Annotated in this window: 17 protein-coding genes and 1 pseudogene; 11 read left to right on the top strand and 7 right to left on the bottom strand. The window is 41.0% G+C overall.

Annotated features, from left to right (window positions below; all coding sequences use genetic code 11):
- The 5 genes from J2S17_RS22325 to J2S17_RS22305 are packed head-to-tail and all read right to left on the bottom strand — an operon-like array spanning window position 1 to window position 3,545.
- Entirely contained in the window at window positions 1–450 is a 450-nt protein-coding gene (locus tag J2S17_RS22325) for a DUF5085 family protein (protein ID WP_307478167.1), read from the bottom strand.
- Window positions 447–1,292 (bottom strand): hypothetical protein, encoded by an 846-nt coding sequence (locus J2S17_RS22320; protein WP_307478166.1) that lies wholly within the window; start codon window positions 1,290–1,292, stop codon window positions 447–449. Before J2S17_RS22320 ends, J2S17_RS22325 begins: the two co-directional genes overlap by 4 nt.
- A gap of 15 nt (window positions 1,293–1,307) precedes the next feature.
- The gene (locus J2S17_RS22315; protein WP_307478165.1) at window positions 1,308–2,861 is read right to left on the bottom strand and encodes a T7SS effector LXG polymorphic toxin; all 1,554 of its coding nucleotides are present in this window, start codon (window positions 2,859–2,861) and stop codon (window positions 1,308–1,310) included.
- Window positions 2,858–3,142 carry a DUF5344 family protein gene (locus tag J2S17_RS22310; protein WP_307478164.1) on the bottom strand — a complete coding sequence of 95 codons (285 nt, stop codon included), beginning with the start codon at window positions 3,140–3,142 and terminating at the stop codon, window positions 2,858–2,860. Before J2S17_RS22310 ends, J2S17_RS22315 begins: the two co-directional genes overlap by 4 nt.
- Window positions 3,143–3,167: 25 nt before the next feature.
- On the bottom strand, window positions 3,168–3,545 hold the full coding sequence (locus tag J2S17_RS22305) for a YwqH-like family protein (RefSeq protein WP_307478162.1): 378 nt from the start codon (window positions 3,543–3,545) through the stop codon (window positions 3,168–3,170).
- A 557-nt stretch (window positions 3,546–4,102) separates the two neighbouring features.
- Here J2S17_RS22305 and J2S17_RS22300 point away from each other — a divergent pair.
- Both J2S17_RS22300 and J2S17_RS22295 read left to right on the top strand, forming a co-directional pair.
- Window positions 4,103–13,225, top strand: coding sequence for a carboxypeptidase regulatory-like domain-containing protein (locus J2S17_RS22300; RefSeq protein WP_307478161.1), 9,123 nt, complete (start codon window positions 4,103–4,105; stop codon window positions 13,223–13,225).
- 179 nt (window positions 13,226–13,404) lie between these two features.
- A complete protein-coding gene (locus tag J2S17_RS22295; RefSeq protein WP_307478160.1) occupies window positions 13,405–14,214 on the top strand; it encodes a dioxygenase family protein in 810 nt (269 codons plus the stop codon).
- Window positions 14,215–14,280: 66 nt separating this feature from the next.
- Here the strand turns inward: J2S17_RS22295 and J2S17_RS22290 are convergent, their stop codons facing one another.
- The gene (locus tag J2S17_RS22290; RefSeq protein WP_307478159.1) at window positions 14,281–15,027 is read right to left on the bottom strand and encodes a MerR family transcriptional regulator; all 747 of its coding nucleotides are present in this window, start codon (window positions 15,025–15,027) and stop codon (window positions 14,281–14,283) included.
- A 158-nt stretch (window positions 15,028–15,185) separates the two neighbouring features.
- Between J2S17_RS22290 and J2S17_RS22285 the strand changes: the two are divergent.
- Together J2S17_RS22285 and J2S17_RS22280 are read left to right on the top strand one after the other, a co-directional pair.
- Window positions 15,186–15,973, top strand: a pseudogene (locus tag J2S17_RS22285) (DUF4240 domain-containing protein).
- A gap of 1,890 nt (window positions 15,974–17,863) precedes the next feature.
- On the top strand, window positions 17,864–18,319 hold the full coding sequence (locus tag J2S17_RS22280) for an SRPBCC family protein (RefSeq protein ID WP_307478158.1): 456 nt from the start codon (window positions 17,864–17,866) through the stop codon (window positions 18,317–18,319).
- Between the two features lie 115 nt (window positions 18,320–18,434).
- Here the strand turns inward: J2S17_RS22280 and J2S17_RS22275 are convergent, their stop codons facing one another.
- Entirely contained in the window at window positions 18,435–19,754 is a 1,320-nt protein-coding gene (locus J2S17_RS22275; protein ID WP_307478157.1) for an alkaline phosphatase, read from the bottom strand.
- Window positions 19,755–20,442: 688 nt separating this feature from the next.
- Between J2S17_RS22275 and J2S17_RS22270 the strand changes: the two genes are divergently transcribed.
- The 7 genes from J2S17_RS22270 (at window position 20,443) to J2S17_RS22240 (ending at window position 26,976) form a co-directional block, all read left to right on the top strand.
- Window positions 20,443–21,171: an amino acid ABC transporter ATP-binding protein gene (locus tag J2S17_RS22270; RefSeq protein ID WP_307478156.1), complete on the top strand. Its 729-nt coding sequence runs from the start codon at window positions 20,443–20,445 to the stop codon at window positions 21,169–21,171.
- 22 nt (window positions 21,172–21,193) lie between these two features.
- Entirely contained in the window at window positions 21,194–22,006 is an 813-nt protein-coding gene (locus J2S17_RS22265) for a transporter substrate-binding domain-containing protein (protein ID WP_370875102.1), read from the top strand.
- A gap of 96 nt (window positions 22,007–22,102) precedes the next feature.
- A complete protein-coding gene (locus J2S17_RS22260; protein WP_307478201.1) occupies window positions 22,103–22,711 on the top strand; it encodes an amino acid ABC transporter permease in 609 nt (202 codons plus the stop codon).
- Between the two features lie 13 nt (window positions 22,712–22,724).
- Window positions 22,725–23,375 carry an amino acid ABC transporter permease gene (locus tag J2S17_RS22255; protein ID WP_307478155.1) on the top strand — a complete coding sequence of 217 codons (651 nt, stop codon included), beginning with the start codon at window positions 22,725–22,727 and terminating at the stop codon, window positions 23,373–23,375.
- 348 nt (window positions 23,376–23,723) lie between these two features.
- Complete coding sequence (locus tag J2S17_RS22250; RefSeq protein WP_307478153.1) at window positions 23,724–24,347, top strand: M15 family metallopeptidase; 624 nt, start codon at window positions 23,724–23,726, stop codon at window positions 24,345–24,347.
- A gap of 13 nt (window positions 24,348–24,360) precedes the next feature.
- Complete coding sequence (locus tag J2S17_RS22245; protein WP_307478152.1) at window positions 24,361–25,956, top strand: ABC transporter substrate-binding protein; 1,596 nt, start codon at window positions 24,361–24,363, stop codon at window positions 25,954–25,956.
- 15 nt (window positions 25,957–25,971) lie between these two features.
- Window positions 25,972–26,976 carry an ABC transporter permease gene (locus tag J2S17_RS22240; RefSeq protein WP_307478150.1) on the top strand — a complete coding sequence of 335 codons (1,005 nt, stop codon included), beginning with the start codon at window positions 25,972–25,974 and terminating at the stop codon, window positions 26,974–26,976.
- Window positions 26,977–26,994 lie beyond the last annotated feature (18 nt).

Genomic DNA, 26,994 nt, shown 5'->3' with positions numbered 1-26,994 from the left:
TTAACCCTCCTTCATAATTGGAGAGTAGATATCAATAATTCCTTCCCCATAGACGTCCAAAAAGATGTTGTAGAAGGGTTCTTCTAATTCGAGGTTATAGGCTTTAGCACTAGCTCGAATTAATTCATATGACTCTTCGATGTCATCATCTAAATCCGCATGTCTAAGGGTTAAACCATCGTCAAACTTCCACTCTTTATAGAATTGATATTTGTCGTTTGTATCTAGTTCTAATGTCATATTTACTGGCACGTAGAATGTATAATCAGCTTCGTGCACTGATTTATCAAAATTTGAAACTTTGTAGATTAACGGACCAGTATTATACAGGTCATTTTTGATGATTGCATTTCTAAAATCTCTGGCTATATGGAACCATTCATCTGTTTTGCATCTCGACTTTGTACTAATTACATTATGGAATACAATGGGAGCTCTTTTGATTTTCATTTTTTCCCCCTTGCCTTCTTTTTTTGATTACCTTTTTTGCTTGTCTTCACTTGTTGCGCCTGCTTTTTGGCCATGAGTGTTTCTCTTGGTGTTTCTTTTAATGGCCGACTAGGCATGGGAACATGAAATGATTCAAACCTGAATTTACAGTAGGTCAGCAGAAAAAACTCTGGTAAGGCGAATGCCAACGCGTATTGAAGAACAACAGCAAGGAAGAGAATAAAAAATACTGCAGCTGACTGTCCCAATGTGCTGGATGATTCTGAAAGTGTTCTCGCAATCACTCCAGCCATCATAGTGGCACCGAATATGATAGGGAGGCTATAAAAAGTCTTTGATTGTTTAATATTGTATAGTCCTTTACCGTCTTGACGGAATTCACCTTGTTGGACTCTTTTAATTCCTCTAATTGTTGATAAAACTAAATATATCAATCCGCCCATACATAAAATAAACGCAGCTGGTCGAAGATAATCTGGTATGTATTCTGCTTCGCTAAAGACTATAAAGCTTACATACATATCCAGTGATAGTTTGAATGCTATTATACTTAAGAATACTGATTGTACTTTTTGAAACCTATAAGCGTTAGATTCCTTTGTAAAAAAAAGTGTAATGATAAATTGTACAATTAAAATTGCAATACAGATATTAGCAAGAAGAAGCCAAGAAGATAATAGACGATAATCAGAGCCATAAACACCCAAGGCAACTACACTTGTCATTGCTCCACTAAAAAAGAACGCACCCCAAGAAAATGACAAAACCTTTGGTGGGCGTAACCGGCCCCTTGCAACTGATCTTAGCTGATAGAAATCTTCTTCATTACATTGCTTTAACATATTAGCCTCCTGAAACTACCAAAATATCTTATCTAGTTTTTTCCCAACACTCGAGATGGCATCCCCTATTTCATCAGCCGCTTTACTAGCGTATTCTCCGACTTTATCTACCGCTTTGTTAGCCACATTCTTAGTGACATCGACAACACTTTGTGGTGGGTCAAGGAAAGGTATTTTTACATTTATTGCTGCATAGGTTCCAGCTCCAACGATGGCGCCAACTACAGTGCCTGCTGGAGGTAAGAAGGCAGATCCAGCGGCAGCTCCTACTCCCATAGCTGCCGCTCCTGCTCCTAAATCCACTGTCGTATCAACTGTAAACTTCTTAACCTGACTTCCACCAGTGTAGTCCCACTTAGCTGTGTCTTCATTATAAAAATTGCTTCCGAAATTATTAAATATTGTGATGCCAATTCCTGCTACTCCAGCACCTTTACCTAATTTAGTTAATTTTGAAGCATCTTTCCATCCTTTAAAACTTTCCCATATTTTCATTTCATTTTTGAAGGTCGTACCAGCAACTTTCATAAAGGAATCGTCTAGGCGTTTAACGTAATTACTTAAATCATTAAATTGGCTATTAATAAACTTGTTGCTATTGCTTTTAAACCTTTTTAATAAATCATTATCATATAGAGGGACACCTTTATTAACAAGTTCGTTTACAAAGTTGCGATTCCATTTCCATCTGCCGCCGATGTTTTCTTGAAGTAACTTCCGGTATTTTTCGTACTCACGGAGGTTGATCAATTCCTTATTTTTATTTTTGATTTTAATAAAAACTTTCCCATCCTTATCAAACATTTTAAAGCTGAGTTCACCCATTTTTAATAGTTTCCCAGAATTCATAATAGCCGCACCGAAGCTTATCGTAGTGTTCCTAAGTAAGTTTAACAGTCCATATTCTTCAATAATTTTACCGAGCGTATTTTCATCAATAGATCTTGCCACTTCCTGAATTTCCTTTTTACTCAGTAAAACTCCATTCTTCGACCACCCATCAATTTTCCCAGTTAACTGCTGGGTTTTCTGCAAGTCATTAGCAGCGGGTTCCAGGCTGGTTTGGCTGTTTGCGTCGAGTTGCTTTAAGCCTTCCAGAGTTTTTTGCAGATGTTGTTTGGAGTCGCTAATACTATTATCGAATTGTGAAAGATTGATTGGAATGGGACTAATTAGGTCATTTACGGTGTTTACATGTCTATTGATATTTTGTGCGATCTCATGTGTTAGTTGTTCTACTTTGTTGATGCCGTTTTTGACATCTTGTTCGATGAAATCTTCGCGCACCATTCCAGCTGCTGATTCATAGTTTTGAACGATGCCTTTGATTTCCTGCAGATTTTGAATATAGGTATCTATGAATCTTTCAAAGGAAAGAAGGGCAGGGATATGTACGATCATAAAGTTCTCCCGAATGGCTGCACCGCCTTCACCTTTTAAGGCATCCTCCAAATCAATTACTTTTTTCATTGCATCACGGATGGAAAGAAGGTGATCCTTTTCTTCCTTCTTTTTGTTTATGATTGTATCAATTCCACTAGTAACCTCGGATACTTTTAATACTTTCATTTTACTATTCCTTTCATCATATTGCTCCCTAAGCTTTTTTCAAATTCGATGAATTCTGAGACGCTTGATGAAGCATTGGCTTCCGCTTTTAATAGAAGGTTTGTGTATTGATTGATGGTTTGATAATAAGTCACTTCGATTTCATCTAATTTTTGAAGGAAATCAAGGGTGGATTGATTGAAGTTTACAGTAGGCTTTGTGGTATTTAGTTCTCCGGTTGTAGATGCAAGTTCATTGAAAGCCGTTTCCGCTGCACTTTGTTGAATCTTAATTTCTGTCATATAAAGTCAACCTCCGTCCTGAACTTTATAATTGGCTTATTCGCAAGTTTATCGATGCGATGCTGTTGGAATAGCCATTGTTCATACTTTCTAATTGAGCTATTTTTTGTTCAATGTCTGAGAAAATGTCCTCAACTTGTTGAGAATTAATGGACGTATAGGATTGCTCAATATTCGCACGAATGTTCATAAATTCAGCTGCATGTTTCCCATCCCATGTAGATGAGGAAAGTTCAGGCTCAGAAATCAGTCTTTTGTGCGCCCAAAGTTCTCCTTGCTCATGTGTGATGTTGTTTTTTGATTGTCTTAATCGCTGTATTTTTTCAAGATTCGCTTGAATATTATTTTGAAGGGCGATTCTATCACTTTTTAAGCTAGCAATTAACAATTGGTTTTCCTGCAATATGCTCACCTCACTCTGGTGACTTAGTATCATACTAATTGTAATTATACACTTTTTAACCACTGCATTAAACCTTAAAAAGGAATAAATGGGTATATTGGTATAATGGTCATGGTAGGTTAGTAGAGGCATTGAGTAGCTCTCTTTATCAATTGATTTGTAGGTCTTACTTCTTGGATTTGGAAATTTTGAATTGTGAAAAAGATAATTCATTTGAATAAATGGAAAAGAAGAACTATTTCTATTGAGGGACTTTATGCTTAGTGGAGAGATGGATTTGCGAAAATAATGACGATGAACAGGAGCGGGCTGTTGTAGAGGGTAATGTATTTTCTAGTCCAACAGCTTTCGTCCCTCGACAAAATCTGCCGAATACCTTTCCAGTCCCACAATAGAACTATTTATCCCCCCTCCTAATTAACTCCCAATTCAATTCACCTATTTATCTAGTGAATTCCGCTCACTTCTTTAAAACTACATTGTTTTACCAAATAGTAGATGGTAATATTCATTTGATTAAGAATATTATGAATATTATAAAAGGGGGTAAAAGTGACATGAAGCATCAGCGGATTTTTGCTATTTTCATGTGTTTTCTACTTGTTTTTACATTATTTGCACCTCAGATTGCTTTTGCGGAGGATTCAGGTGCGAATCAGACGACACTTGAAGCAGAGCTCAAGCTGGAAAAGGAAATGGAAGCAGAGAGTGAAGCCAACGATGAAGAAGCAGAGCAGACCTTTTCGGGTGAGGACGGTTTGCCGCGTCTTCAAGATGGGTTAGACATAGATAAAGATCCACAGGCATCAAACGAACCTGTGGAAGAAAGTAAGAGGCAGGAAGATTCGGTTGACCTCAAGGGAAAAATAGACAAACGGATTATCAGCTCCTTAGAGAAAAAAGACCAGGTCGATGTCATTATTCATATGAAGGACAAAGTCGATAAGACAGCAATCTATAGTAAGGCAGACAAGATAAAGGATCGGACAAAACGGCTGGAGCTCGTGCAAGAACAGCTGAAATCCGTTGCGGAAAAGGGACAGGAGAAGGTGCTGAAGGAGCTGGAAAAAAACGCAGAGGTGAAGAACATCCAGCCTTTATGGATCATCAATGGTATTGCTGCGACGGTAACAGAAGAAGCGTTGAAGAAAATAGAAGCGCGAGAGGATATTGATAAAATACTCTTTGACGAAATATATAAAGTGCCTGAAGTGGAAAAGGCAGAGTCGGCTCCTCGTTTACCTGAATGGGGACTGGAGAAGATTCATGCGCCTGATGTATGGGGCACATATGGGGTGAATGGCGAGGGAATCGTTGTCGGTATTATGGATACGGGCGTAGAAATGGAGCATGAAGCGCTCCAGGATAATTACCGTGGAAAAGGTGGCGACCATACGTATTCATGGGCTGACTTTTCAGGAAATCAATATGCTTCCCCTCGTGATGGAAATGGTCATGGGACACATGTGGCAGGCACAGCTGTCGGCGGTGGCAGCGGCGAACCGGTTGGTGTTGCGCCTGGAGCGGAATGGATAGCTGTAAAGATATTTAATGATAGCGGTTCAGCGACTACTTCCGGCATTCACCAGGCGTTTCAATGGTTCATGGCACCTGGCGGAGATCCGGAAATGGCACCACATGTCGTCAATAATTCCTGGGGCAACGCGAATACATACAACACGAGTTTCAAAGAAGATGTGGAAGCATGGGCAGCAGCGGGGATATTTCCTTTGTTTGCTGCAGGCAATGATGGACCTGGTACAAGTACGATTGGCTCACCTGGAAGCTTTCCAGAATCCTTTGCCATTGGCGCCACAGATTCAAATGATCAAATAGCTGGTTTCTCAAGTCGCGGCCCGGTTGTGTGGGATGGCGTCCGTTATGTAAAACCGGAAGTGGCTGCACCTGGACAAGGCATTTACTCGGCATGGCCAGGAAATGGTTATCATACAATTAGCGGCACCTCGATGGCAACTCCGCATGTGGCAGGGGTGATTGCATTAATCTTGCAATCCAATCCTGAACTGAGCATCGATGACGTGAAGCAATTGCTGATGAATACGGCAAGAGCGGAGAGCCATATGGGCGTATTGCCGAATGATATTTATGGGAATGGAATTGTGAATGCCTATCAGGCGGTGACAGAAGCAGCCTTTGCCGGTGAAGTGGCTGGTACGGTGACAGATGAGAAGGGGAAAGGCATCGCCGCACGAGTTATTATTGAGAAAGAGAATATTGATGTGGCAGTACCGGCAGATGGATCCTTTCATTTTAAATTAAGAGAGGGTACACATGATGTTGTTGTAGAGGCATTTGGCTATTCGCCAGAACGAACTGAGATTTCCATAAAGCGCGGGGAAACGGTGGAAGTGGCTTGGCAGCTGCAGTCATCGGCACAATATCGAGTGACTGGTACGGTGAAGAAGAGTGGCAAAGCTGTCCCGTATGCGTATGTAAGTCTCCAAGATACACCCTTGGATAGGGTGCGCACGAATAAAGACGGAGAATTTTCTTTGAGTGGTGTGCCGGTGGGTGATTATCTTATGGCTGTTACGGGAAAAAACATGGCTGGAAAAGTAACAGAGGTGAAGGTTGACAAAGATGTTCACACAGATATAGACGTGGAGGCAAGCTCGCGGGATACAGTCCCGAATTGGCAAACAGCCAATAATAATCAAGCAAGAAATGCCATTTCGGAAGAAGATATTGCGCTAGAACAATTGAAACTCACTAAAACAATCAAAACTTCAGGGAATGTCATCTTTTCCTCACCCGTTGTGGATGGTAATACCATTGTTACTGCAACGGACCAAGGGCGAGTGCAGGCATACAATCTGGACTCGGGCGAAGAAAAGTGGGTATTTAACACAGGCAGCATTAACCGTTCTACGCCAACCATTGCAGAAGGGCTTGTTTTTGTAACCGGCGGTTCTGATAAACGGTTGTATGCACTGGATGTGAACAGTGGTGTTATTCGCTGGCAAAAGTCATTGGAGACAATGCCAATTTATGAAACGCCTTTATATGAGGATGGCACACTGTATATCAGTTCCAATACTGCAGGGCAAACCACAGTTAGTGCCTTGGAGGCAAAGACTGGCGAGGTAAAATGGACAACGGCTGTTGCTGGCGGCACCTATTTTGGTGCAGCTCTAGCAGGAGATAGTCTGATTCTTGGCAGCTTTGAAGGTGGAACATTGCATGCTTTATCCAAGCTGGATGGGAGCAAGGGTTGGACATTTAAAGCTATAGGTGCAGGACAAGGGTTCGCTTCTCATCCGGTCATTGTGGAGGATACGGTGTATGCCTTTAGTACAAACTTCGTCAGCGCGGGGACCTTATGGGCGATTGATCTGTCAACAGGAGAAGAACGCTGGCACCAGAATGGCATTGGCGATACACAGGCTGCATCGCCTGTAGTGTTTGATGACATCATTATTGTGAGTTCAGCATCAAATCCTTCCCTTAAAGGCTTTGATCGTCAAACTGGAAAATTGCTTTGGGAAAATAAGCAAGTCAATACCGCTGTAAATAATGGTGCCGCAGCGAGCAACGGAGTCTTTTTAATCAATGATAGCACTGGTACATTAAAAGCGGTCGATGTCTTTACAGGTAAGCTCATGAACCAATGGGCATTGGGTGGATCAAGTTCTTCCACACCTGCGATTGTGTCTGGTCAGGTTATTACAGGCACACAGTCAGGAGTTCATATTTTTTCTGCTCCAGGTGTTCTCCGGGGTTCGGTAAAGAATGGTAAAGGGGACCCGCTTGAAGGCTATGCAAGAATAATGGGTACGGATGTAAAAGCAGAGGCGAATGCAGAGGGCAAATTTGAACTGACTGCTTTGCCAGGTGAATATAAGATTCGCATCGGAAATTATGGATTTAGTCAGGAAGAGGAAACATTTGAATTTCGATCAGGTATCGTCCATGAAGAAGAGTATTCCCTTGATGAAGTAGGTGAAGGAGAGGTAACCGGCAACATTACAGACAGCCGCAACGGAAAAGGGATTGCGGGAGTAACGGTTAAAGTGCAAGATACGCCGCTTGAGGCAGCAACTGATGAAGAAGGAAACTTCCGCTTTGACTCTATTTATGAAGGGGCCTATGACTTGACTCTCACGGCGGGTGGTTATGTGAGTACATCTCTCTCCCTACAAGTTAAGGAGGGGGAAGCGGCCAAAGCGTCAGGAGAGATGAGCCCAATTGATGTAGCTGTCTTGAATGATTATCAAGAGACCATTACAAACCTGATTCAAACGAATGGGATCTCTGCTGAAGAAAGAACATGGGAGGAAATTGCTGGTGATGTGGGCAGATACCAAGTTCTATATTTAAATGGCGCGTATTTGTCTGGTGGTTGGAAGCCAGGGAAAGCAGAAATGGATGCTTTGCTTGAGGAAGCACGTAATCATGGCGTCAGTGTAGTCTTTGCTGATACTTGGGGGCCGAGCTATGGATCGATCAAGGATTTAACAAGGCTGTATAACGATCCTGCATCTATCAAAAGTGAGAATAATAGAACCAATGTCACGCTCGCGATTAAACAAGAGCATCCTATTTTTGCAGGAATCGAAGCGGGGAAACGGATTCCAACGCTTAATAACGCTTCAGCTTCAGCCTTTAGTGGGTTTTCTGGAAGAAACTTAGCATCAGTAATAAGCCAACGTGATGGAGACATGGGTACAGGAGTAGCTTATAAGGCCGTTTCGCAAAACAGTGCCCATTTGCTTCTGTCTACCTTTGCGACATCATCCTGGAATCAGCCCACCCAAAATTGGCTGCAAGGGCAGCATCAAATCCTGATCAATAGTCTAAAGTATTTGATGGATGATCCTCAGTTTGGACAATTGCAAGGCAAGGTGCAGGATACAGATGGCAATCCACTAAAGACTAAGGTAGAGGTTCTGGGGACAGGCGTAACGGTGGAAACAGATGAAAATGGCCAGTTTGAGGTCTACCATGATGAAGGCTCTTATGAACTGGAAGTGCGTTCCTCCGGTTATGAAACAAAGAAAGTGAAAGTAGAGTTTGAGCATGGAGAGATCTTGTCTGAAACTATTACTCTTCAGCTCTCTAATGAAGGACAACTATCCGGGGTTGTTACTAATGCGCTCTCAGCCAGTCCGATAGATCAAGTGGAAGTAAAATTAGCTGATCTTAATGGAGAGGTTGTGGCGGACACGGTCACAACAGGGAATGGACACTATGAATTCTCAGATTTGAATGCTTCGGAGTATGTGATGACCTTCCATCATGAGGATTATGTCGTTGAGAAAGTTGCAATAGATATGAAAGGTCAGGCGCAAACGATCAACCAGGCATTATATCCAGCGCCGAAAGTGGCAGTGATTGGTGATCGTGTATCTGGGGATGGTACATTAAGGCAGATTCTTGCGGAGAATAATATATCTGCCGAAAATTATACGTCCACAGCCGCGTTGACAGACGAAATAGGTTCATACGATGTTGTGTTCTTCAATGAACAGAACAGTTTGAGTGCAGGGGCTTTTTCAGCCTTTGAAAAAGCCGCCGATGCACATGGAGTAAGCATTATCTATGGGGATATGTATTTTAGCGGAAGCGGAATCTATCAATTAAATCAACATCGCAAGGATCCTGCAGAAAGAGAGAGGCTCAACATCCGTACAAGTCCCGCACAATATGTAATAGAAAAGGAGCATCCGATTTTTGGAGATAGACAGGCGGGTGATACGGTAGAGATATTAACCGCAAATGGCAGCCGGGCAGCGGCATTCGATGAGTATTCCGGTATTGAACTGGCTGGGATTAAGCATGAGGAATTGGATGAGCGGCATGGTACAGGAGTTGCTTTTAAACCGAGAACGGGAGAAAGTCTCGAGCTCCTCATGAGCGGCCATAGTATTGGTCTCGAGCATTATGGCCAGGACTATACAAATGAAGGCTTGAAAATGTTTACCGATGCCATTATTTGGGCAGCTTATGAAAACTTTAACTTGGTTGAGGGAACCGTTATAGATTCAGAAGGAAAAGCACTTGTTGCAGACATCACATTGGAAATTGAGGGTACAACCTTTAAGGATCGAACAACAGCTAAGGATGATCAGTTCAGCATTGCTTCTGTGGATGGAGAAGCGGTGGTAGAAATCACATCTTATGGGTATGAGACTCAAACCTTTTCAGTGAATATTGGAGACAGTCTGGAGCCCTTTGAAATTGTGATGGTCGAAAAAGCTGATGTTGGCGGCCTTGAAGGAAATGTGGCAAATAGTCTGGCAGTTGGAAGTTTGGACAATGTTCATATCGAAATCGTCGGCTACCCGCGTGAAGCTAATACGAACACACAAGGATACTATCGCATTGATACATTGGAGCCGGGGACGTATGAAGTGAAATTCTCTAAAGAAGATTTTCTGCAAGAAACACGAACGGTCACAATCGAGCCTAGTGAAGTGAAAATATTGGATCTTGAGCTGAGGCCATCGCCAACGGTTGGGATTATCGTAGATTCCCAGTATGCTTCATCAGTGAAACTGGCAGAGTATCTGGAGGGTCGAGGATTCCATACGATTTCAATGATGTATGATGATTTGGAATTATTGGAAGAGGTGGATGTTGTCTATGCCAATTCTGATTATAATAATAGTCTTATTCCAAATGAACAGACCTTTAAACGCTTCGTGGAGGAATTGGATCGCACCGAAACCTCAGTAATCTGGACGGGGCAAAATGGTGGGAGAGGAAGCATTCGCTATCTGATGGATTACTATGGTGATCCAGCTGTGGAATATAAAGGAAGCAGCAGCACTTCAACGATTTCAAAACGAGCGGAGCATCCCATTTTTGAAGGTGTGGACGATACATTTGAAATCACTCCCACGAATGGTTACTATTACGGGTTTGATGGCTACTCAGGGACGGTTCTCGCTAACATAAGCAACTCCACACTCGAAGAACCGCGTCCAGTATTTGCTTATAAAGGACGTACTATTAACAGCGTGGAACTATTGCTGGGTAATATGACGATTGGAAACGGCTTTCACTCAGGTGATCGTAGTTTTGATAAGAATCGTGAAAAAATACTATTGAATAGCATCCTTTGGGCGATTGATCATGAGGAAAGTTATGCAGGCGAGATCAGAGGAAAGCTTCGTAACAACATGGATACAGCTATTCAGGGGCAAGTAACAGTAACAGAAACCGGACAAACAGTGCGCACGGATCATGAAGGAAACTTCTTCCTAAGTTTGGCGGAAGGCAGCTATGAGCTTCAGCTGGAAGCTTTTGGTCATGAGAGTGATTCGGTTGAAGTGGAGGTTGTGAATGGAGAAATCCTGGAAGAAGCATTTGTACTCCAATCAAATCATGCAGGGGTGTTAAAAGGAGAAGTTCGGGCGGCTGCAACTGGAGACTTGATTGAAGGCGCTCATGCAGAAATCATTGGCACGCCTCTTACCTCTGAAACCGCCAAAAACGGTGCATTTGAAATCACTGTTCCAGAAGGGGAATATGAGGTCAGAATTACTGCTTCAGGCTACCAGCCGCAGACATCTGCAATCTCCATTGCAAAAGGGGAAACAACAGCTACGAAGTTTTCACTGCAGCCATCTGAAGCGATTGCGCTCATAGCCACCCCATCCAATCAAAATCGCTTAATACCATTCTTAGAGAATAACGGCTATGAAGTCACTGCTTTTGAACGGAATCAACATGCAGAAGTGAAAGAAAGTATAGAAGACTTTGCTCTCGTTTTAGTCAATGATTCCTTCACGAATATCAGTTCAGCGGAATTCGGAGAGCTGATAGAGGCATCAGATACTGCCCAGGTCAGCATGGTTTTTACAGGTCAATATGGCGGCGGGGCAATGAATGATTTGAGAGACTATTTGGGCAACCCGGCTTCCACTTCAACAGGCTATGTTCCAAATAGCATCAAATACGAAATAAAAGAGGAACACCCCATTTTTAGAGGATATGGAGTGGGAGATAAAGTAACCATCTTAGCCAATAGCGGCGGCAATCAGCAATATGGCGTATTTGAGAATTATAGCGGTACAACTCTTGCTGATATTGTTCATGATGACCGTGGCCGCATAGGCAGCGGTTTAGCCTATGAATTCCGTTCTAGTGGACATGTGCACGTATTGCTAGGCAGTTTGGCATCAGGTTCCTATGGAAGTCCTGAGAGTCGCTGGACTAACAACGCACGTATTATCTATATGAATGCTCTTGATTGGGCAATGAATGCCTCTCAAGGCGAAATAGCAGGAACGGTTCAGGATGAAAATGGAGATCCGATTGAACGTGCGACAGTTACGGTAGAATCAGAGGATATCTCCGTATGGACAAATGATCAGGGACGCTATTCAATTGGTATTGGTACAGGTGAGTATACAGTATCGGTAAGGGCAGTCGGTTATGAGCCAGCGGAACAGACGGTAGAGGTCGGAGCGATTGGTGAGGCTGTTGAATTAAACTTCACGCTAGAACGCTCCGAGCAAATGACCTTGTTTGGCCAGGTGAAGGAACAATCGTCAGACGCAAGGTTAGCTGATGTGGCTGTTACAGTTTCAAGTAAAGAACATGACAAAGAATGGAAGGGTCAAACGGATGCAGATGGAAACTACGAGATTGCCGGACTGATCGACGGTTCGTATAAAGTCACCTTCAAAAAAGAAGGCTACCATCCAGTGTCTAAAGAAGTAATGATGGAAGAAGGACAGGATGCAGAGCTGAATATCGCAATGAGCGCCTTTAATATTGCGGTACTAGGCGATTATAAAGGAGAGCTAAGTTCAGTATTGAATGAAGGCGGTCTGGCAGCAGAACCAACAGATTGGAAAGCTCTTGACCACCTAGACACTTATGAAGTAATAGTCGTCAATACAAGTAAGGGAAGCAAAGAACAAATGGAAGCACTCATCTCACAAAGTGATGAGAAGCAAATCAGCCTGATATTCCTTGATACATGGGGTGTTGAAAGTGGTTCCATTACATTGTTGGAAAAAGCACTGGGGCAGCCAGCGTTAAATCAGCAAGGCTATAATGAAGGTGCAATTTACCTTGAACTAGACGATATCGAACATCCAATCTTTACAGGGTTCAATTCGGATACGATTCAAATCTTAGCCGATAAGAGTCCATATGCAACATTTAAAGAGTATGAAGGGAATGTCATCGCAGGTCTTAAAGCTGGGGAAAAAGAGAAGGGAGCCTCCATCGGCTATGATTTCCGCAGTGAACAGCATGTACATGTATTGCTGTCAGCCTTCTCCGCTAATAATATGGTTGGACCTGAGCGGGGCTGGACCGATGATGGTAAACAGCTTTTCGTCCAAGCAATTGAATGGGCAAAAGAAGCAGAAGGCAAATTTCCAAGCGTCCCTGTCTGGAAACAGGAAAATGCAGAGTTCCCTGTCGGTCAGGTGATGGTGACAGGGAAAGCCGATCCTGGAGCCACTGTGAGAATACTAGAACAAGAGGAAGTGCTCACAGAGACAACAGCAGATAAAAACGGCATTTTCACAGCAAAGTTAGATTTAGCAGAAGGATCCTATGAAATTGACGCGGAAGCTGTCAATGTGATTGGTACAGCTCGCAGTGAAACACCAATGTATTTCAAAGTAACACCAAGAACCGAAAATCCCGGCAAGCCACCAGGGGAACCGAGTGAACCAATGCAGCCTGGAGTAAGATAATCTAAAGTCAGAGCCTCTTACCTGTAATGGGTGGGAGGCTTTTTCAAACCTTTTCATTGAAAGACTTGATTGAAGTGTCTTTTTCCTTATTGAATAATTGATTCTACCCCTTCATCTTCTAAGATGAAAAAACCGTCAAAAGATGTTAAAAATGGGCTGTTTAAGGGAGCGTCAATGCTTTGTTTAATAAACAATATAATTCTTGGAATCCGGAGTATCATCCACACGCTCAAACTCGGCAACTGCCGAAATATGAGCAACTAAACCAAAGTCTGAACAACCAGCTGATACTTCATCATCCACAAACGCAGCAAATCAAAGGTTTGTACTTCACCAGCAATACCCACACATTTTTAACGCTAAGCTATAGTTTTGAAGATACAAATCAATGTATACTGAGCAGCCAGGCAGAAGAAGGGCCGTTCTATTTAGAGAATACACCTTATTGCAGGGATATTCGAGAGAATCAGACAGGTGAGGATCTTTTGCTACGTTTAAAAGTAGTAAATGTAAAAGGATGCACAGCCATTTCAGGAGCAGAAGTTCACCTTTGGCATAGTAATGCTTTTGGCGATTATTCTGGCTATGACAATTCAGTCCTTGAAAATGAAGACAATCCTGAACATATTAAACCGACAAATAACGAAACCTTTTTGCGTTGCCGTCAGACGGCAGATGCAGAGGGAATGGTAGAGTTCCTAACGAAATTTCCGGGTTGGTACGAAACGAGGACAATCCACATTCTTATGAAGGTTTTCGTAAAAGAAAAAGAAGTGCTTACTACACAAATATTCTTTCCACAGGGCTTCAACTATATGATTCAATCTAAGCCTCCTTACTATAAGAGATACTTTAGCCCTGTTATCAATGAGGATGATTTTGTCCTTCGTGACTCTCATGGAGTCCAAGGAGCCTGGCCTAAAATCAGGCGGAAAGGTCAAGGTTATAAAGGAACCCTGACGATTGGAGTAATGTTAAAAGACGATTAGACAACGTAAAAAACCATCACTCCGTATCAAGTGATGGTTTCATTTAAGTTAACCTCTTAAAATCGTTCACTGATTTAAATAATAATACTGCATAGCACTATCGCTATATTCTTTCAATGCTTGCGGCAGCATTGAGGTGAATAGATGTTCATTTGCTTCGAAAAGCTCGATATTGTCGGCAATTTTCTTAACGATTTCTGGATCAGTGAAGTTCTGGGAGTTCTTGAGTACTTCAGTTAGAATCATTTGCACCTCATCACTTGCGGGGTCAGTCCCGTTTTTCATTGCTTGTAACATGTGGTGCAGATAACGGGTATTTTGCGCAATTAATTTTCCTCGTTCTTCCTCAGACCGGTGAAATAGCTTTGTGGTCAGTTCTTCAGGGAGATGCGCTTGAAAAAACTTTTCTTGCTCCTCTTCCATGCGATACATATTGAGTGCAATATAAAGTATGTCGATGGACTCAGCTGACTGATCTTTACTATGGGTCATTATTTGCTCTGTATCTTCCACGGCTTCAATCATGGCATTTAGGCGTTTTCTTTGCTGGATTAATAGATTTTTTTGATGAGATAGCGTGGCAGATAGATTATTCGTTGATTCTTCAATTAATGGTTTTATTTCCTCTAATGGAATTCCGAGAAATTTCCATGCTTGAATACGCTGAAGTATATTTACCTCTTGCGATTCATATACTTTGTGGCCTTGCTCGTTCACATTCTGCGGTTGCAGCAATCCAATTTCGTCATAATAGCGCAATGTGCGAACTGTGACATTCATCCTTTTCGCAAACTCTCCAATTGTTTCACCCAAAGAAAATCCCTCCTTATAGCCAATATTGTATCTTGTTACGTAGTGTCACAGGCAAACCTCAAGTCGGATTATTTAGTTTTGGGTTTAATTTCTGAATTTACAAATCTTGAAATAGAGCTTATTCTTTTCTTATCAAAATGTCGAGGAGACCCTTATTTATGGAGACGTTACTTAAATATAAAGACAATATATCAGATAAGTTCTGGAAAATGAACATGACAGGAAGCTCATATACAGTTACATACGGAAAAGTGGGGACCGTTGGAGCGGTGAAAACAAAAGAATTTGAATCAGAAGAAGCTTGTCAAAAGGAAGCAAATAAGCTGATTCAATCCAAGTTGAAAAAGGGATATGTTCTGGTTGATTCATCCGAACATCTGATAAAAGAAAGCTCAATAACAGACCTATTTTTTGGGAGTTGCTTGAGACGGCTAAGAAAAAAGGTGAATATCCAGATGAACAGCTTGAGTGGTTAATTAACCATTTATCCAAAAGACCGGTAAAAGATATTGTGATGTTTGATTATATCTTCAATCAATATTACTACAAGTCTTACACATCTGATCTATGGGCAGCAGCTTATATTATTATGGGGGGATGTTCTGATGATTCCTTTGATTATTTTAGAGCATGGCTGCTTTATCAAGGAAAGGATACATATGAATCAGTCATAAATGATCCAGAAGGAGTTATTACTCACCTCAAAATGTTAGAGGAAGAAGAAGATGTTCCAGAATTTGAAGATCTTTTATATATTTCTACAATGGCATATGAGGAGAAAACAGGGCAGGAAGATACGGACTATCATCATTTATACCAACAACTCTCAAATGATCAATATGTACAGCCGCAAATAGAATTTGATTGGGACGAAGATGAGGAGGCCATTTTGAGCAGCAAATTTCCTGTATTGTGGGAAAAGTACGGTGACAATCCTTTGGGGTAAATTGCTATTTTTCAGGATCATCACTTCCCTTTTTTTAAAATAGATATAAAACCGCTACTCAGGAAAATGAGTGCAATGATTAGAATAAATGTTTAAGGATTAAAGAATAATGAATTAGACCAAGGATTTAATAACCCGATCTCATTGATATGGGTGTAGGAAGCGCTAAGCTTTACTATTTATTCTCGCAATATTGCTGCTACATTATAAAAATACAGATAAATACCAGCGATAATAAAAGAGCACACAGCATTAACGCAAGTTTAGATTTTAACGATAAATGTCTTATTACTCGCAGTTCCAAAAACAAATATAATGAAAAAGGGATGTAAGAATAGCCATGGAGATAGTCCAGGATTGCCATTGGCGAAGACTAGTTCACTATTTGGATTAATAGATTGCGTGAAGCTATTGCATAAATAAAAAAGATAGGTAGACAAAAACAAGCTTATTCCATATATAAATCGAAACATAATTTACTCCTTCCGAATGTGACTTGGGTGTTTATTCTATCGGAATCCAATGAGACATATGATAACTTTAGTTTATTTGAATATACTGGAAAAAATAATTTGGTTTTAGAATATATTTAGTCAACGACCGGGGTAACTAGTTGGTCAAACTAGTGCCCGAAAAGCTGAAATCGAGGCGATTGGGGTAACTAGTTGGCCAAACTAGTGCCGGAAAAGATGAAATCGAGGCCATTGGGGTAACTAGTTGGCTAAACTAGTGCCCGAAAAGCTGAAATCGAGGCGATTGGGGTAACTAGTTGGCTAAACTAGTGCCCGAAAATCTGAAATCGAGGCCATTGGGGTAACTAGTTGACTAAACTAGTGCCCGAAAAGCTGAAAAAGAAGCGATTGGGGTAACTAGTTGGCTAAACTAGTGCCCGAAAAGCTGAAAAAGAAGCGACCAGGGTAACTAGTTGGTCAAACTAGTGTCCGAAAATCTGAAAAAGAAGCGATCGGGGTAACTAGTTGGCCAAACTAGTGCCGGAAAAGCTGAAATCGAGGCGATTGGGGTAACTAGTTGGTCAAACTAGTGCCCGAAAAGCAGAAAATGAAGCGATCGGGGTAACTTAGTTGGCCAAACTAGTGCCCGAAAAGCTGAAAAAGAAGCGACCAGGGTAACTAGTTGGCCAAACTAATGCCCGAAAAGATGAAAAAGAAGCGACCAGGGTAACTAGTTGGCCAAACTAGTGCCCGAAAAGCTGAAAAAGAAGCGACCAGGGTAACTAGTTGGCTAAACTAGTGCCCGAAAATCTGAAAGAGAAGCGACCAGGGTAACTAGTTGGTCAAACTAGTGCCCGAAAAGCTGAAAATGAAGCGATCGGGGTAACTAGTTGGCCAAACTAGTGCCCGAAAAGATGAAAAAGAAGCGACCAGGGTAACTAGTTGGCTAAACTAGTGCTCGAAAAGCTGAAATCGAAGCGATTGGGGTAACTAGTTGACCAAACTAGTGCCCGAAAATCTGAAATCGAAGCGACCAGGGTAACTAGTTGGCCAAACTAGTGCCCGAAAAGCTGAAAAAGAAGTGACCAGGGTACTTAGTTGGCCAAACTAGTGCCCGAAAAGCTGAAAATGAAGCGATTGGGGTAACTAGTTGACCAAACTAGTGCCCGAAAAGCTGAAAAAGAAGCGACCAGGGTAACTAGTTGGCCAAACTAGTGCCCGAAAAGCTGAAATCGAAGCGAACGGGGTAACTAGTTGGCTAAACTAGTGCCCGAAAAGCTGAAAAAGAAGCGATCGGGGTAACTAGTTGGCCAAACTAGTGCCCGAAAAGATGAAAAAGAAGCGACCAGGGTAACTAGTTGGTCAAACTAGTGCCCGAAAAGATGAAAAAGAAGCGATGGGGGTAACTAGTTGGCCAAACTAAAAAAGGAGAAAGCAAATGCCAATAATCAAGCATAAGCAATATATTCAAGCACCTGTAGAAATTTGCTTCGACCTTGCAAGAAATGTAGATATTCATACTGAAACCACGGCTAAAACAAAAGAAAGAGTGGTAGGCGGGGTGATGAATGGATTATTGGAGGAAGGTGATTTAGTTACGTGGGAGGCAATCCACTTTGGTATTAAACAAAGGCTGACTGCTCAAGTAACTGAAATGGAGAAGCCTCAAATGTTTGTAGATAGGATGGTAAGGGGTGCTTTCAATTCCTTCGAGCATAAGCATCAATTCATCGAAGAAACCAAAGGAACATGGATGATTGATAGATTCGAATATATTTCCCCTTTTGGATCGATTGGCGTGTTCGCTGACAAGCTGTTCCTGGAGAAGTATATGAGAGCGTTTATTATCTCTCGGGCGAAAGAATTAAAACGCATTGCGGAAAATATGAATTAAATATCATCATCTTCAATCAGGGCGGACAGATAGTTTTTTTTTCTGGAAAATCATAATTTAAAAAGAGGAGCGTTCTTAAAAAAGACGCCCCTCCAAATATCCTTATTCTATAATTCTATTTCTCTGGGTTAAACTTAATCTTCATCGCTTCAGCCATCAATACAGGTAAGTCCGTGTTTTCATGTAATCCACTAAATAACTCAGATCCTGGTCCGTATGCATATAAAGGAACATCCGTGCCGGTGTGTCCAGTGCTTGACCAACCGATGATTGCCCGCTCAGATACAACCTGATTGATTGCCATGGATGGAGTCTTCGCAGATATAATTTTTTCAGCTTCAGCATCTGTCAAGTCAAGCGTAGTATATTGTTTAACAATCTCTTTTACGTTGCTGCGGTCAGCATTCAGTTTGTTTTCCATAAAGTCGCCAGTTGCTGTTACATTGCGGAGCAACTCAACATCTGCATCGCCTTTGCCATATCCGCCAACTGACATTCCGCCGGTATCATGGTCGCCAGTAACGACTACGAGTGTATTGCCATCTTTCTTCGCAAATTCCATTACTTTAGCAACCGCTTTTTCGAATGCTTCGCTATCCTTCATTGCCCAAGCCGCATCATTATCATGGCCTGCCCAATCAATTTGGCTGCCCTCAACCATTAAGAAGAAACCGTCTTTATCTTTCTTAAGCACATCCAATGCTGAACCAGTCATCTCTGCAAGACTTGGTTGTTTTGTCGTGTCTCTATCTAATTCTGGTGCCATGCCATCTTCAGCAAAAAGGCCGATCAGCTTGTCTGTTTTCTTATTCACATTTTTCAACTCATTCTTATTAGACACTAGTTTATAGCCGTCTTTTTTTGCCTCTTTTAATAAGGAATTCGGGAAGTATTTTTTGCCGCCGCCGAGAATGACATCCACATCATTATCTATTAATTGCGGAGCGATTTCCGATTCATCTGCGCGTGATGCCACATGTGAAGCAAAAACCGCAGGGGTTGCATGGGTAATAGTAGAGGTTGCCACCAATCCTGAAGATTTCCCCTTTTTCTCAGCTGCTTCAAGAATGGTTTTTAATTCTTTGCCATCAGGCGAAGTGCTGATCATGCCGTTATTCGTTTTAACTCCTGTTGCCAGCGCAGTGCCAGCGGCAGCTGAGTCGGTTACCTTTGAGTTGGCTGAGTATGTGCGCTGCATTCCGACCAACATGGAGTCCAATACAGTTTCTTCCCCTTTATACCAGCGATAGTTCGTTGCATAGGAAGCAGAATAGCCATCCGGAACCATAAAAATTACATTCTTGGCTTTTCCCTTATTGTTGTTTGATTTTGCTTCAGCTTCAGGAACAGAAAAGCTGCTGGAGATTCCTCCAATGGCAATAGTAGATACAAGAGCGAAAGAGAGAAGCTTCTTTTTAATAGATTTATTAGACATTTTTTTGCCTCCTTATGTAATTTACATTCTAAATATAGATGAAGAGCGTTAATTCACATTAAAGAGGAGGTAAATAATTTGTAAAACAGAACAAATACGATCGAAATGCGTAGTTTAGCATCATTTATCAGCATTTTATTAAGTACTACTACCTATTTCTGAAAGGGGAAATTGATGCAAGTCAGATGATTTTAGCTGAACATCATTACTTCATAGATCTTCAGCTCTATGAAGTAATGATTGAGAGATTTACTTTTCAGTAAAGTAATTTACTGTTAGTTAAAATTGGGGCCAATTATTAAGAGGATTATCTCAAATGAAATAATTTGTAGATTGCACCAAAAAATGGTGATAACTGTTTTGAAATTTTATTCAAGAAGGAATCATATACGAAATAATGTTAAAAGAGCTGCATGTAAGTAGATAAATGTTCATGATACTTTCAAGGTATTCATAAAAAAAAATATTTTAACGATATGCATGACCTATGACAAATGTATGGATAATTTAGGATTAAATAGTTTTTTTAGTAAATTTTTAGACCTAATTTCCCCTAATTTGTTATTTAATGTTTGACGAATATTAAAACAAACCTATATAATTTGTATATTAGATTATTTCAGAATTATTTTTGTAGTCTTTTATATCTGAATAATACATATATTCTCGTGATGTCAGGGGTGATTCGATGATAGTTTTTAGTCAAGTCAATAAGTTTTATGGGGATTTTCAAGTTTTAAAAGATATAAATCTCACAATTAACAAGGGTGAGGTAGTTGTTGTAATCGGTCCGTCCGGTTCAGGTAAAAGTACGTTGCTGAGATGCATTAACCATTTAGAATCTATATCTAACGGGACGCTTACGGTTAACGAGGTGTCAGTTAGCGATAAGAAAACAGATATCAACAAGCTTCGCAAGGAAATTGGAATGGTGTTTCAGCATTTTCACCTGTATCCTCATAAAACGGTTCTTCAAAACATAACATTAGCACCAATGAAGGTATTGGGGCAATCCGATGAGGAAGCTAAGAAAATAGCTATGAAATATTTAGAAAAGGTTGGGATTGCGGAAAAAGCAAATGCCTTACCTTCACAGCTTTCCGGCGGTCAGCAGCAGCGTGTAGCAATTGCAAGAGGACTTGCGATGAATCCGGAAATCATGCTTTTTGATGAACCGACATCAGCGCTTGACCCAGAGATGATCGGCGAGGTATTAGACGTAATGAAAGCTTTGGCTCATGAGGGGATGACGATGGTCGTTGTCACCCATGAGATGGGATTTGCACGTGAAGTGGCCGATCGCATTGTTTTCATGGATCAAGGTCAAATCTTGGAAGAGGCAATACCGGCGGAGTTTTATGCGGAGCCTAAGGAAGAACGTGCAAAGCTATTTCTCAGCCGTATATTAAATCATTAATCAATATAAAGGGGGAGCTCAAATGAAATTGAAGAAATGGATGAAGATGGCAGCGCTGCCGCTTGCAGCTGTGATTATGCTGGCAGGCTGCGGAAGCGGAAATGACGATGGAAATGCTGGTGGCAGCAAGGATGCCAATGTATTAGAAAAAATTGAAAAAGATGACAAGATTGTTTTCGGTGTAAAGAATGATACGCGCCTGTTCGGTTTGAAAAACCCAAGCACGGGTGATGTCGAGGGCTTTGATATCGATATTGCCAAAGCCTTGGCGAAAGAAATTCTTGGGGACGAATCAAAGGTAGAATTCAAAGAAGTTACGTCTAAAACACGGATGCAGCTATTGCAAAATGGAGATATCGATGCGATTGTCGCTACGATGACAATTACTGATGAACGCAAAAAAGAAGTAGATTTCACCGATGTCTATTTCGATGCCGGCCAATCGCTTCTTGTGAAAAAAGGAAGCGATGTTACCGGGATTGATAGCTTGGACGGAAAAACGGTTCTTGCGGTTAAAGGATCAACTTCGGCCATCAATATCCGTGAGAAAGCACCAGAAGCAGATGTGCTAGAATATGAAAACTATGCAGAAGCATTCACAGCCCTTAAACAAAATAAAGGCGATGCACTGACTACAGACGATTCGATTTTATATGGTATGGCTGATGAAGATCCAAATTACGAGCTAGTTGGAGGAACTTTTACTGAAGAGCCATACGGTATTGCTGTTAAAAAAGGCAATGAAGATTTGGTGGATAAATTAAATGAAGCATTAAAAGCCTTGAAGGATTCAGGGGAATATGAAGAAATTCACAGCAAGTGGATTAAGCAATAAATAATTCTAGCAGTCATAATCAGGATGGGCGCATGCTCATCCTGATTAGTTACTGGGGGTGTTTTTAAAGTGAACTTTGCAATATTAACTGAAAATATGGATTTGTTTCTTGAAGGGTTTAAAATCACGCTCATTTCAAGTGTAATTGCTCTAATTGCCAGTCTTTTGCTTGGAGCTTTTATTGCAGTACTAAGAATCGCTCCATATAAGCCATTGAACTGGTTTGGGACCGCCTATGTTGAGTTTTTCCGCAATATACCGCTATTGGTGATCATGCTGAGCGTCTATCTTATTTTTCCGTTAAAGGGGATTACAGCAGGAACGATAGGGCTGATTATTTATACAACGGCATTTATTGCTGAGGCCATCCGTGCAGGTATACTATCCATACCGAAAGGACAGCTTGAAGCTGCCCGTTCGTCAGGACTTACATATAGTCAAGCGATGAGGATAGTCATTCTGCCCCAGGCAATCAAGATCGTTATTCCTCCGTTGGGCAATCAGTTTATTAATCTCGTAAAGAACTCGGCATTGCTGGCTGCGATTGCTGGAGGAGACTTAATGTATCAAGCTGATTTAATTTCGGCAAGAACGTTTGCCACAATGGATACTTATATTTTTGTAGCTATGTTTTATTTAGTGCTAACCATTCCTTTAAGTCTTGGCGTAGGTTATCTGGAGAAACGCCTGGCTAAGAGTAATTGAAGGGGGGATTAATTTGGATTTTGCCGGTGCATACTCAATTGATCATCTGAAGTTTCTATTAGAAGGGTTTGGTCTCACGCTCTATATGGCAGTCATTGCGATTATCTGCAGTTTTATCATCGGGGCTGTAATAGCAATTATTCGCTATGCTAAAGTACCTGTCATTTCTCAAATATTAGCAGTGATTGTAGAGATTATCAGAAACTTGCCGCTCCTTCTATTGATCTTTTTCACTTATTTAGCTTTACCTGACATTGGGATTAAATTCAATCCGATTCCAGCAGCTATTATTGCATTAACTATATTTGAAGCAGCTATGCTTTCCGAGATTATTCGAAGCGGGTTAAACTCCATCGATAAAGGACAGATTGAAGCCGCTCGTTCCTCAGGCTTGAATTATATTCAAACCCTTTGGCATATCATTCTTCCTCAGGCTTTGAGACGAATGGTGCCGCCTATCGTAAGCCAATTTATTTCATTGCTGAAAGATACATCGCTGGCTGTTGTAGTATCGGTTCCAGAGCTGCTTCATTCGGGCCAGATAATCTATGGACAAAAGCAGGCTTACCTTGTTCCAATATTATTATTGATCGTTATGATGTATTTTGTCGTCAACTATGCTCTTTCGATTCTGTCGAGAAGATTGGAAGTAAAGAATACATAAGTAAATCCGGCTCTAAGTTGAGTCGGATTTATTTATGTATTCTTTGCGAAGTTTTCTTTGGTGAGCAATGATATAATCTCCCTTTTTCCTAGCTAGAAACCTCCACCAGTAATAAAATCACTTCCAGTTATTCTTTCAGACCATTCATCTGACAAATGTTGTCCATAAATAAATATAGTTATGTAAGATTTGTTTACACGGTTTTTTCACAAATAGCGAATTTTATCTAGTAAAATAATCACAATGTGATATAATATTTAAAATATTAAAATTAATTTTAATATAATGAAAAAGAGGTGATCAATGTTAGGAAACGATCAAGATAATAGATTATAAGAGGTGAAAAGTTTGTTAATACCAGTATCCAAGTCATCTGAAAAAATACAAGCCTATCCATACTATTATCATATGGGGCTGCCGGGTGCAGAGAACGAATGTTATTTGAGGGAAGAGGTTTTGGAGAAGCTTCTTGAAGCGACTCAACGATTACCAGAAGGAATCTCTTTTGTAATCCTTGACGGGTGGCGGTCCTATGAAACGCAATCAGCAATTTATGAACAGACAAAACTTGAACTTATGAATAAAGGTATCACGGGTCAGAATTTAGAGCAGGAATTGTATAAATATGTAGCTACGCCTTCAACGGATATATCAAATCCATCTCCACATTTAACCGGTGGGGCTATTGATTTGACATTAGCTAATCAAAATGGCTGGCTTCCGATGGGAAGTGAATTCGATGAATTTAATGAACGGTCACGGACTGATTGGTTTGAGAATAAGGTCAATTTATCTAATGAAGAGATTGAATTTTCAAATAGCAGAAAGCTGTTAACAACGGTGATGCTGGATGTCGGATTCATTTCAAATGCCGATGAGTGGTGGCACTTTGAATACGGCACGAAATATTGGGCGCGGGAAAATGGCAGACAGAAATATTATAAAGGGATTCTCAGGTGGAAAAGTGAATAAGAGAGGGTTGAAAATGATGAAGAAATCAATGCTTGTTTTGTTTAGTATATTGTTTTTTGTCTTAGCCGGTTGTGTACAAAATTCGAATGCACCATCAGATGATAAAGGGGATGGAACAGAGACGGCTGATGGACAAGGGGGAGAAAAAGAAATATTAACGGTAGCGATGACGGCTGATCAAGGGACGTTGGACCCTGCGGTAACAATGGATAATTCAGCATGGAAAATTACATATCCAGCGTATGAGAGATTAGTAGAGTATGACGGTGAGTCAACAGAAGTAAAACCAGGTGTAGCAAAAGATTGGAATGTGAGTGATGATGGAAAAAAATGGACATTCACTTTAAATGAAGGACATAAATTTTCTGATGGAACAGAGTTGAATGCAGAAGCTGTGAAGGCAAGTTTTGAGCGTACATTGGCAATAGAGAACGGACCAGCTGAAGTGTATAGCGTTATTTCAGAAATTAATGTTGAGTCTGACTATGTTGTGTCATTTGAGTTGGGAGAAAACTTCCCGCCGTTCTTATCAACGTTAGCAGCCAACTACGGGGGAATTGTAAATCCGAAGGTATTGGAACATGAGAAAGACGGAGATTTAGGACAAAACTATTTAGCGACGAACACGATGGGAAGCGGATCATACGAATTAACTGAATGGAAGCAGGGAGAATATATTAAGCTTTCTATCAATAAAGAAGCGAAGGTACAGCCGAGCATCCCTGAAGTCTATTTCAGAATCGTAGCTGATGGAGCAACACAGCGCATGCAATTAGAAAAAGGTGAAATTGATATTGCTGAAGGCATTCCGACCGAGCAAATTGAGTCTGTGAAATCGATGGAACAAGTCGAGTTATTACAAAAACCAAGTCTGCTTGTTGATTATGTATATGTAAATTCCAGCAAGGGAAATGAAGCGCTGAAAAATCCGAAAGTAAGACAAGCATTGAGTTATGGGATTGATTATGAGTCAATGATTAATGTCGTTCACCAGGGGTATGCGACTCCAATGAGAGGGCCTGTACCAGATGGCTTATGGGGGCATAATCCAGCCTCCTTTCAATATGAACTTGATATCAATAAAGCAAAATCGTTATTGGAAGAAGCGGGTGCAAAGGATTTAACGCTCACTTTATTGTATTCGGATAATAAAACTTGGTGGGAAACAGAAGCGTTAACGATTCAAGCGAACTTAAAAGAAATCGGTGTCGATGTGAAATTAAATAAAGTCGCTTATGCAACTTCACGAGAAATGATGGAAAAAGGGGAATTTGATTTATCCCTTGGTGTATGGAGCCCGGATTTTGGTGATCCATATATGTTTATGAACTATTGGTATGACTCTGAGAATCTTGGATTGGCAGGTAACCGAGCCTTCTATCAAAACGAAGAAGTGGATAAATTGTTAAGACAAGCGGCAACGTCCAACGATCAGGAAGAACGAGAAGCACTGTATTATGAAATCCAGGATATTGTGATTGAGGAAGCGCCTTATATTTTGCTCTTCCAAAAGGATTTTGTCTTACCAGTAAGCCATTCGGTAAAAGGTTTTGTCTATAATCCAATGCTCGAAGGCATCTATAATTTAGCAGAGATGACGAAGCAATAAGACCGGGGGATTTTTATGACCAAGATGATTTTCAAAAGACTATTGTTACTTGTCTTTGTTGTATTTGGCGTCACATTGATTACCTTTATCCTTTCAAATATTATTCCTGGGGATCCGGCCAGCATGATGGCCGGTCAAAGGGCTAATCAGGAAACATTAGAGCAAGTGAGAGAGCAATTGGGACTGGATCAGCCGATCTTGACCCAATATGCCAATTATATGCAAGGGTTGCTAACAGGTGATTTAGGTACATCCATACGAACGCAAAAGCCTGTTTTAGATGATTTGATCATCTTTTTCCCTGCCACATTGGAATTAGCGATACTAGCCTTTTTCATCGCTATCATTATCGGGATTCCTCTAGGTATTTTAGCAGCTGTTAAGAAGAATACTTTTTGGGATCATGCTAGCCGTATTTTCACAATTAGCGGGATCTCCACACCAGTTTTTTGGAGTGGTTTGCTAGTGATTTTTATTTTTTACGGGGTACTAGGGTGGTTTCCGGCAAATGGACGTATTGAAATGCAGGTCAATCCGCCTACCCATGTGACTGGCTTGTACTTATTAGATAGTTTATTAAGCGGTGACTGGGTTGCCTTCCAAAGCAGTCTGCGCCATATTCTGCTTCCTGCCATCGTTCTATCGTTTGCGCAATTGGCGATTATCACTCGTCAAGTTAGAGCCAGCATGCTTGAGGTGCTTGAGAAGGAATATTTTCGCACTGCGATTGCCAACGGAATCAATGGACCTTATCTATTAATTAAATATGGCCTAAGAAACGCATTAATTCCGACCATTACAGTCATCGGCGTCTCATTTGGTGCCTTACTCGGCGGTGCGGTCGTGACTGAAACGGTATTTGGCTGGCCAGGGATGGGGAAATATGTCGTTGATTCTATCGCTTATTTAGATTTTCCGGCGATGATGGGTTTTACAGTATTTATTTCAATTGGCTATGTCTTAATTAATCTAATTGTCGATCTCTCTTATTACGTGCTCAATCCACAAATAAAAGAATGATAGAGAGGAGGAGATGAA

Source organism: Cytobacillus purgationiresistens (genome assembly GCF_030813235.1).
Classification (GTDB): Bacteria; Bacillota; Bacilli; order Bacillales; family Cytobacillaceae; genus Cytobacillus; species Cytobacillus purgationiresistens.
Note: the sequence above shows the minus strand (reverse complement) of the source record. Positions and strands in the feature narration are given on the sequence as shown.

What these genes read in the sequence shown, in the direction of transcription:
- J2S17_RS22310 (WP_307478164.1), bottom strand. Translation starts at nt 3,142, where the DNA reads ATGACAGAAATTAAGATTCAACAAAGTGCAGCGGAAACGGCTTTCAAT.
- J2S17_RS22325 (WP_307478167.1), bottom strand. Translation starts at nt 450, where the DNA reads ATGAAAATCAAAAGAGCTCCCATTGTATTCCATAATGTAATTAGTACA.
- J2S17_RS22280 (WP_307478158.1), top strand. Translation starts at nt 17,864, where the DNA reads ATGCCAATAATCAAGCATAAGCAATATATTCAAGCACCTGTAGAAATT.
- J2S17_RS22320 (WP_307478166.1), bottom strand. Translation starts at nt 1,292, where the DNA reads ATGTTAAAGCAATGTAATGAAGAAGATTTCTATCAGCTAAGATCAGTT.
- J2S17_RS22300 (WP_307478161.1), top strand. Translation starts at nt 4,103, where the DNA reads ATGAAGCATCAGCGGATTTTTGCTATTTTCATGTGTTTTCTACTTGTT.
- J2S17_RS22245 (WP_307478152.1), top strand. Translation starts at nt 24,361, where the DNA reads ATGATGAAGAAATCAATGCTTGTTTTGTTTAGTATATTGTTTTTTGTC.
- J2S17_RS22270 (WP_307478156.1), top strand. Translation starts at nt 20,443, where the DNA reads ATGATAGTTTTTAGTCAAGTCAATAAGTTTTATGGGGATTTTCAAGTT.
- J2S17_RS22265 (WP_370875102.1), top strand. Translation starts at nt 21,194, where the DNA reads ATGAAATTGAAGAAATGGATGAAGATGGCAGCGCTGCCGCTTGCAGCT.
- J2S17_RS22315 (WP_307478165.1), bottom strand. Translation starts at nt 2,861, where the DNA reads ATGAAAGTATTAAAAGTATCCGAGGTTACTAGTGGAATTGATACAATC.
- J2S17_RS22260 (WP_307478201.1), top strand. Translation starts at nt 22,103, where the DNA reads ATGGATTTGTTTCTTGAAGGGTTTAAAATCACGCTCATTTCAAGTGTA.
- J2S17_RS22240 (WP_307478150.1), top strand. Translation starts at nt 25,972, where the DNA reads ATGACCAAGATGATTTTCAAAAGACTATTGTTACTTGTCTTTGTTGTA.
- J2S17_RS22275 (WP_307478157.1), bottom strand. Translation starts at nt 19,754, where the DNA reads ATGTCTAATAAATCTATTAAAAAGAAGCTTCTCTCTTTCGCTCTTGTA.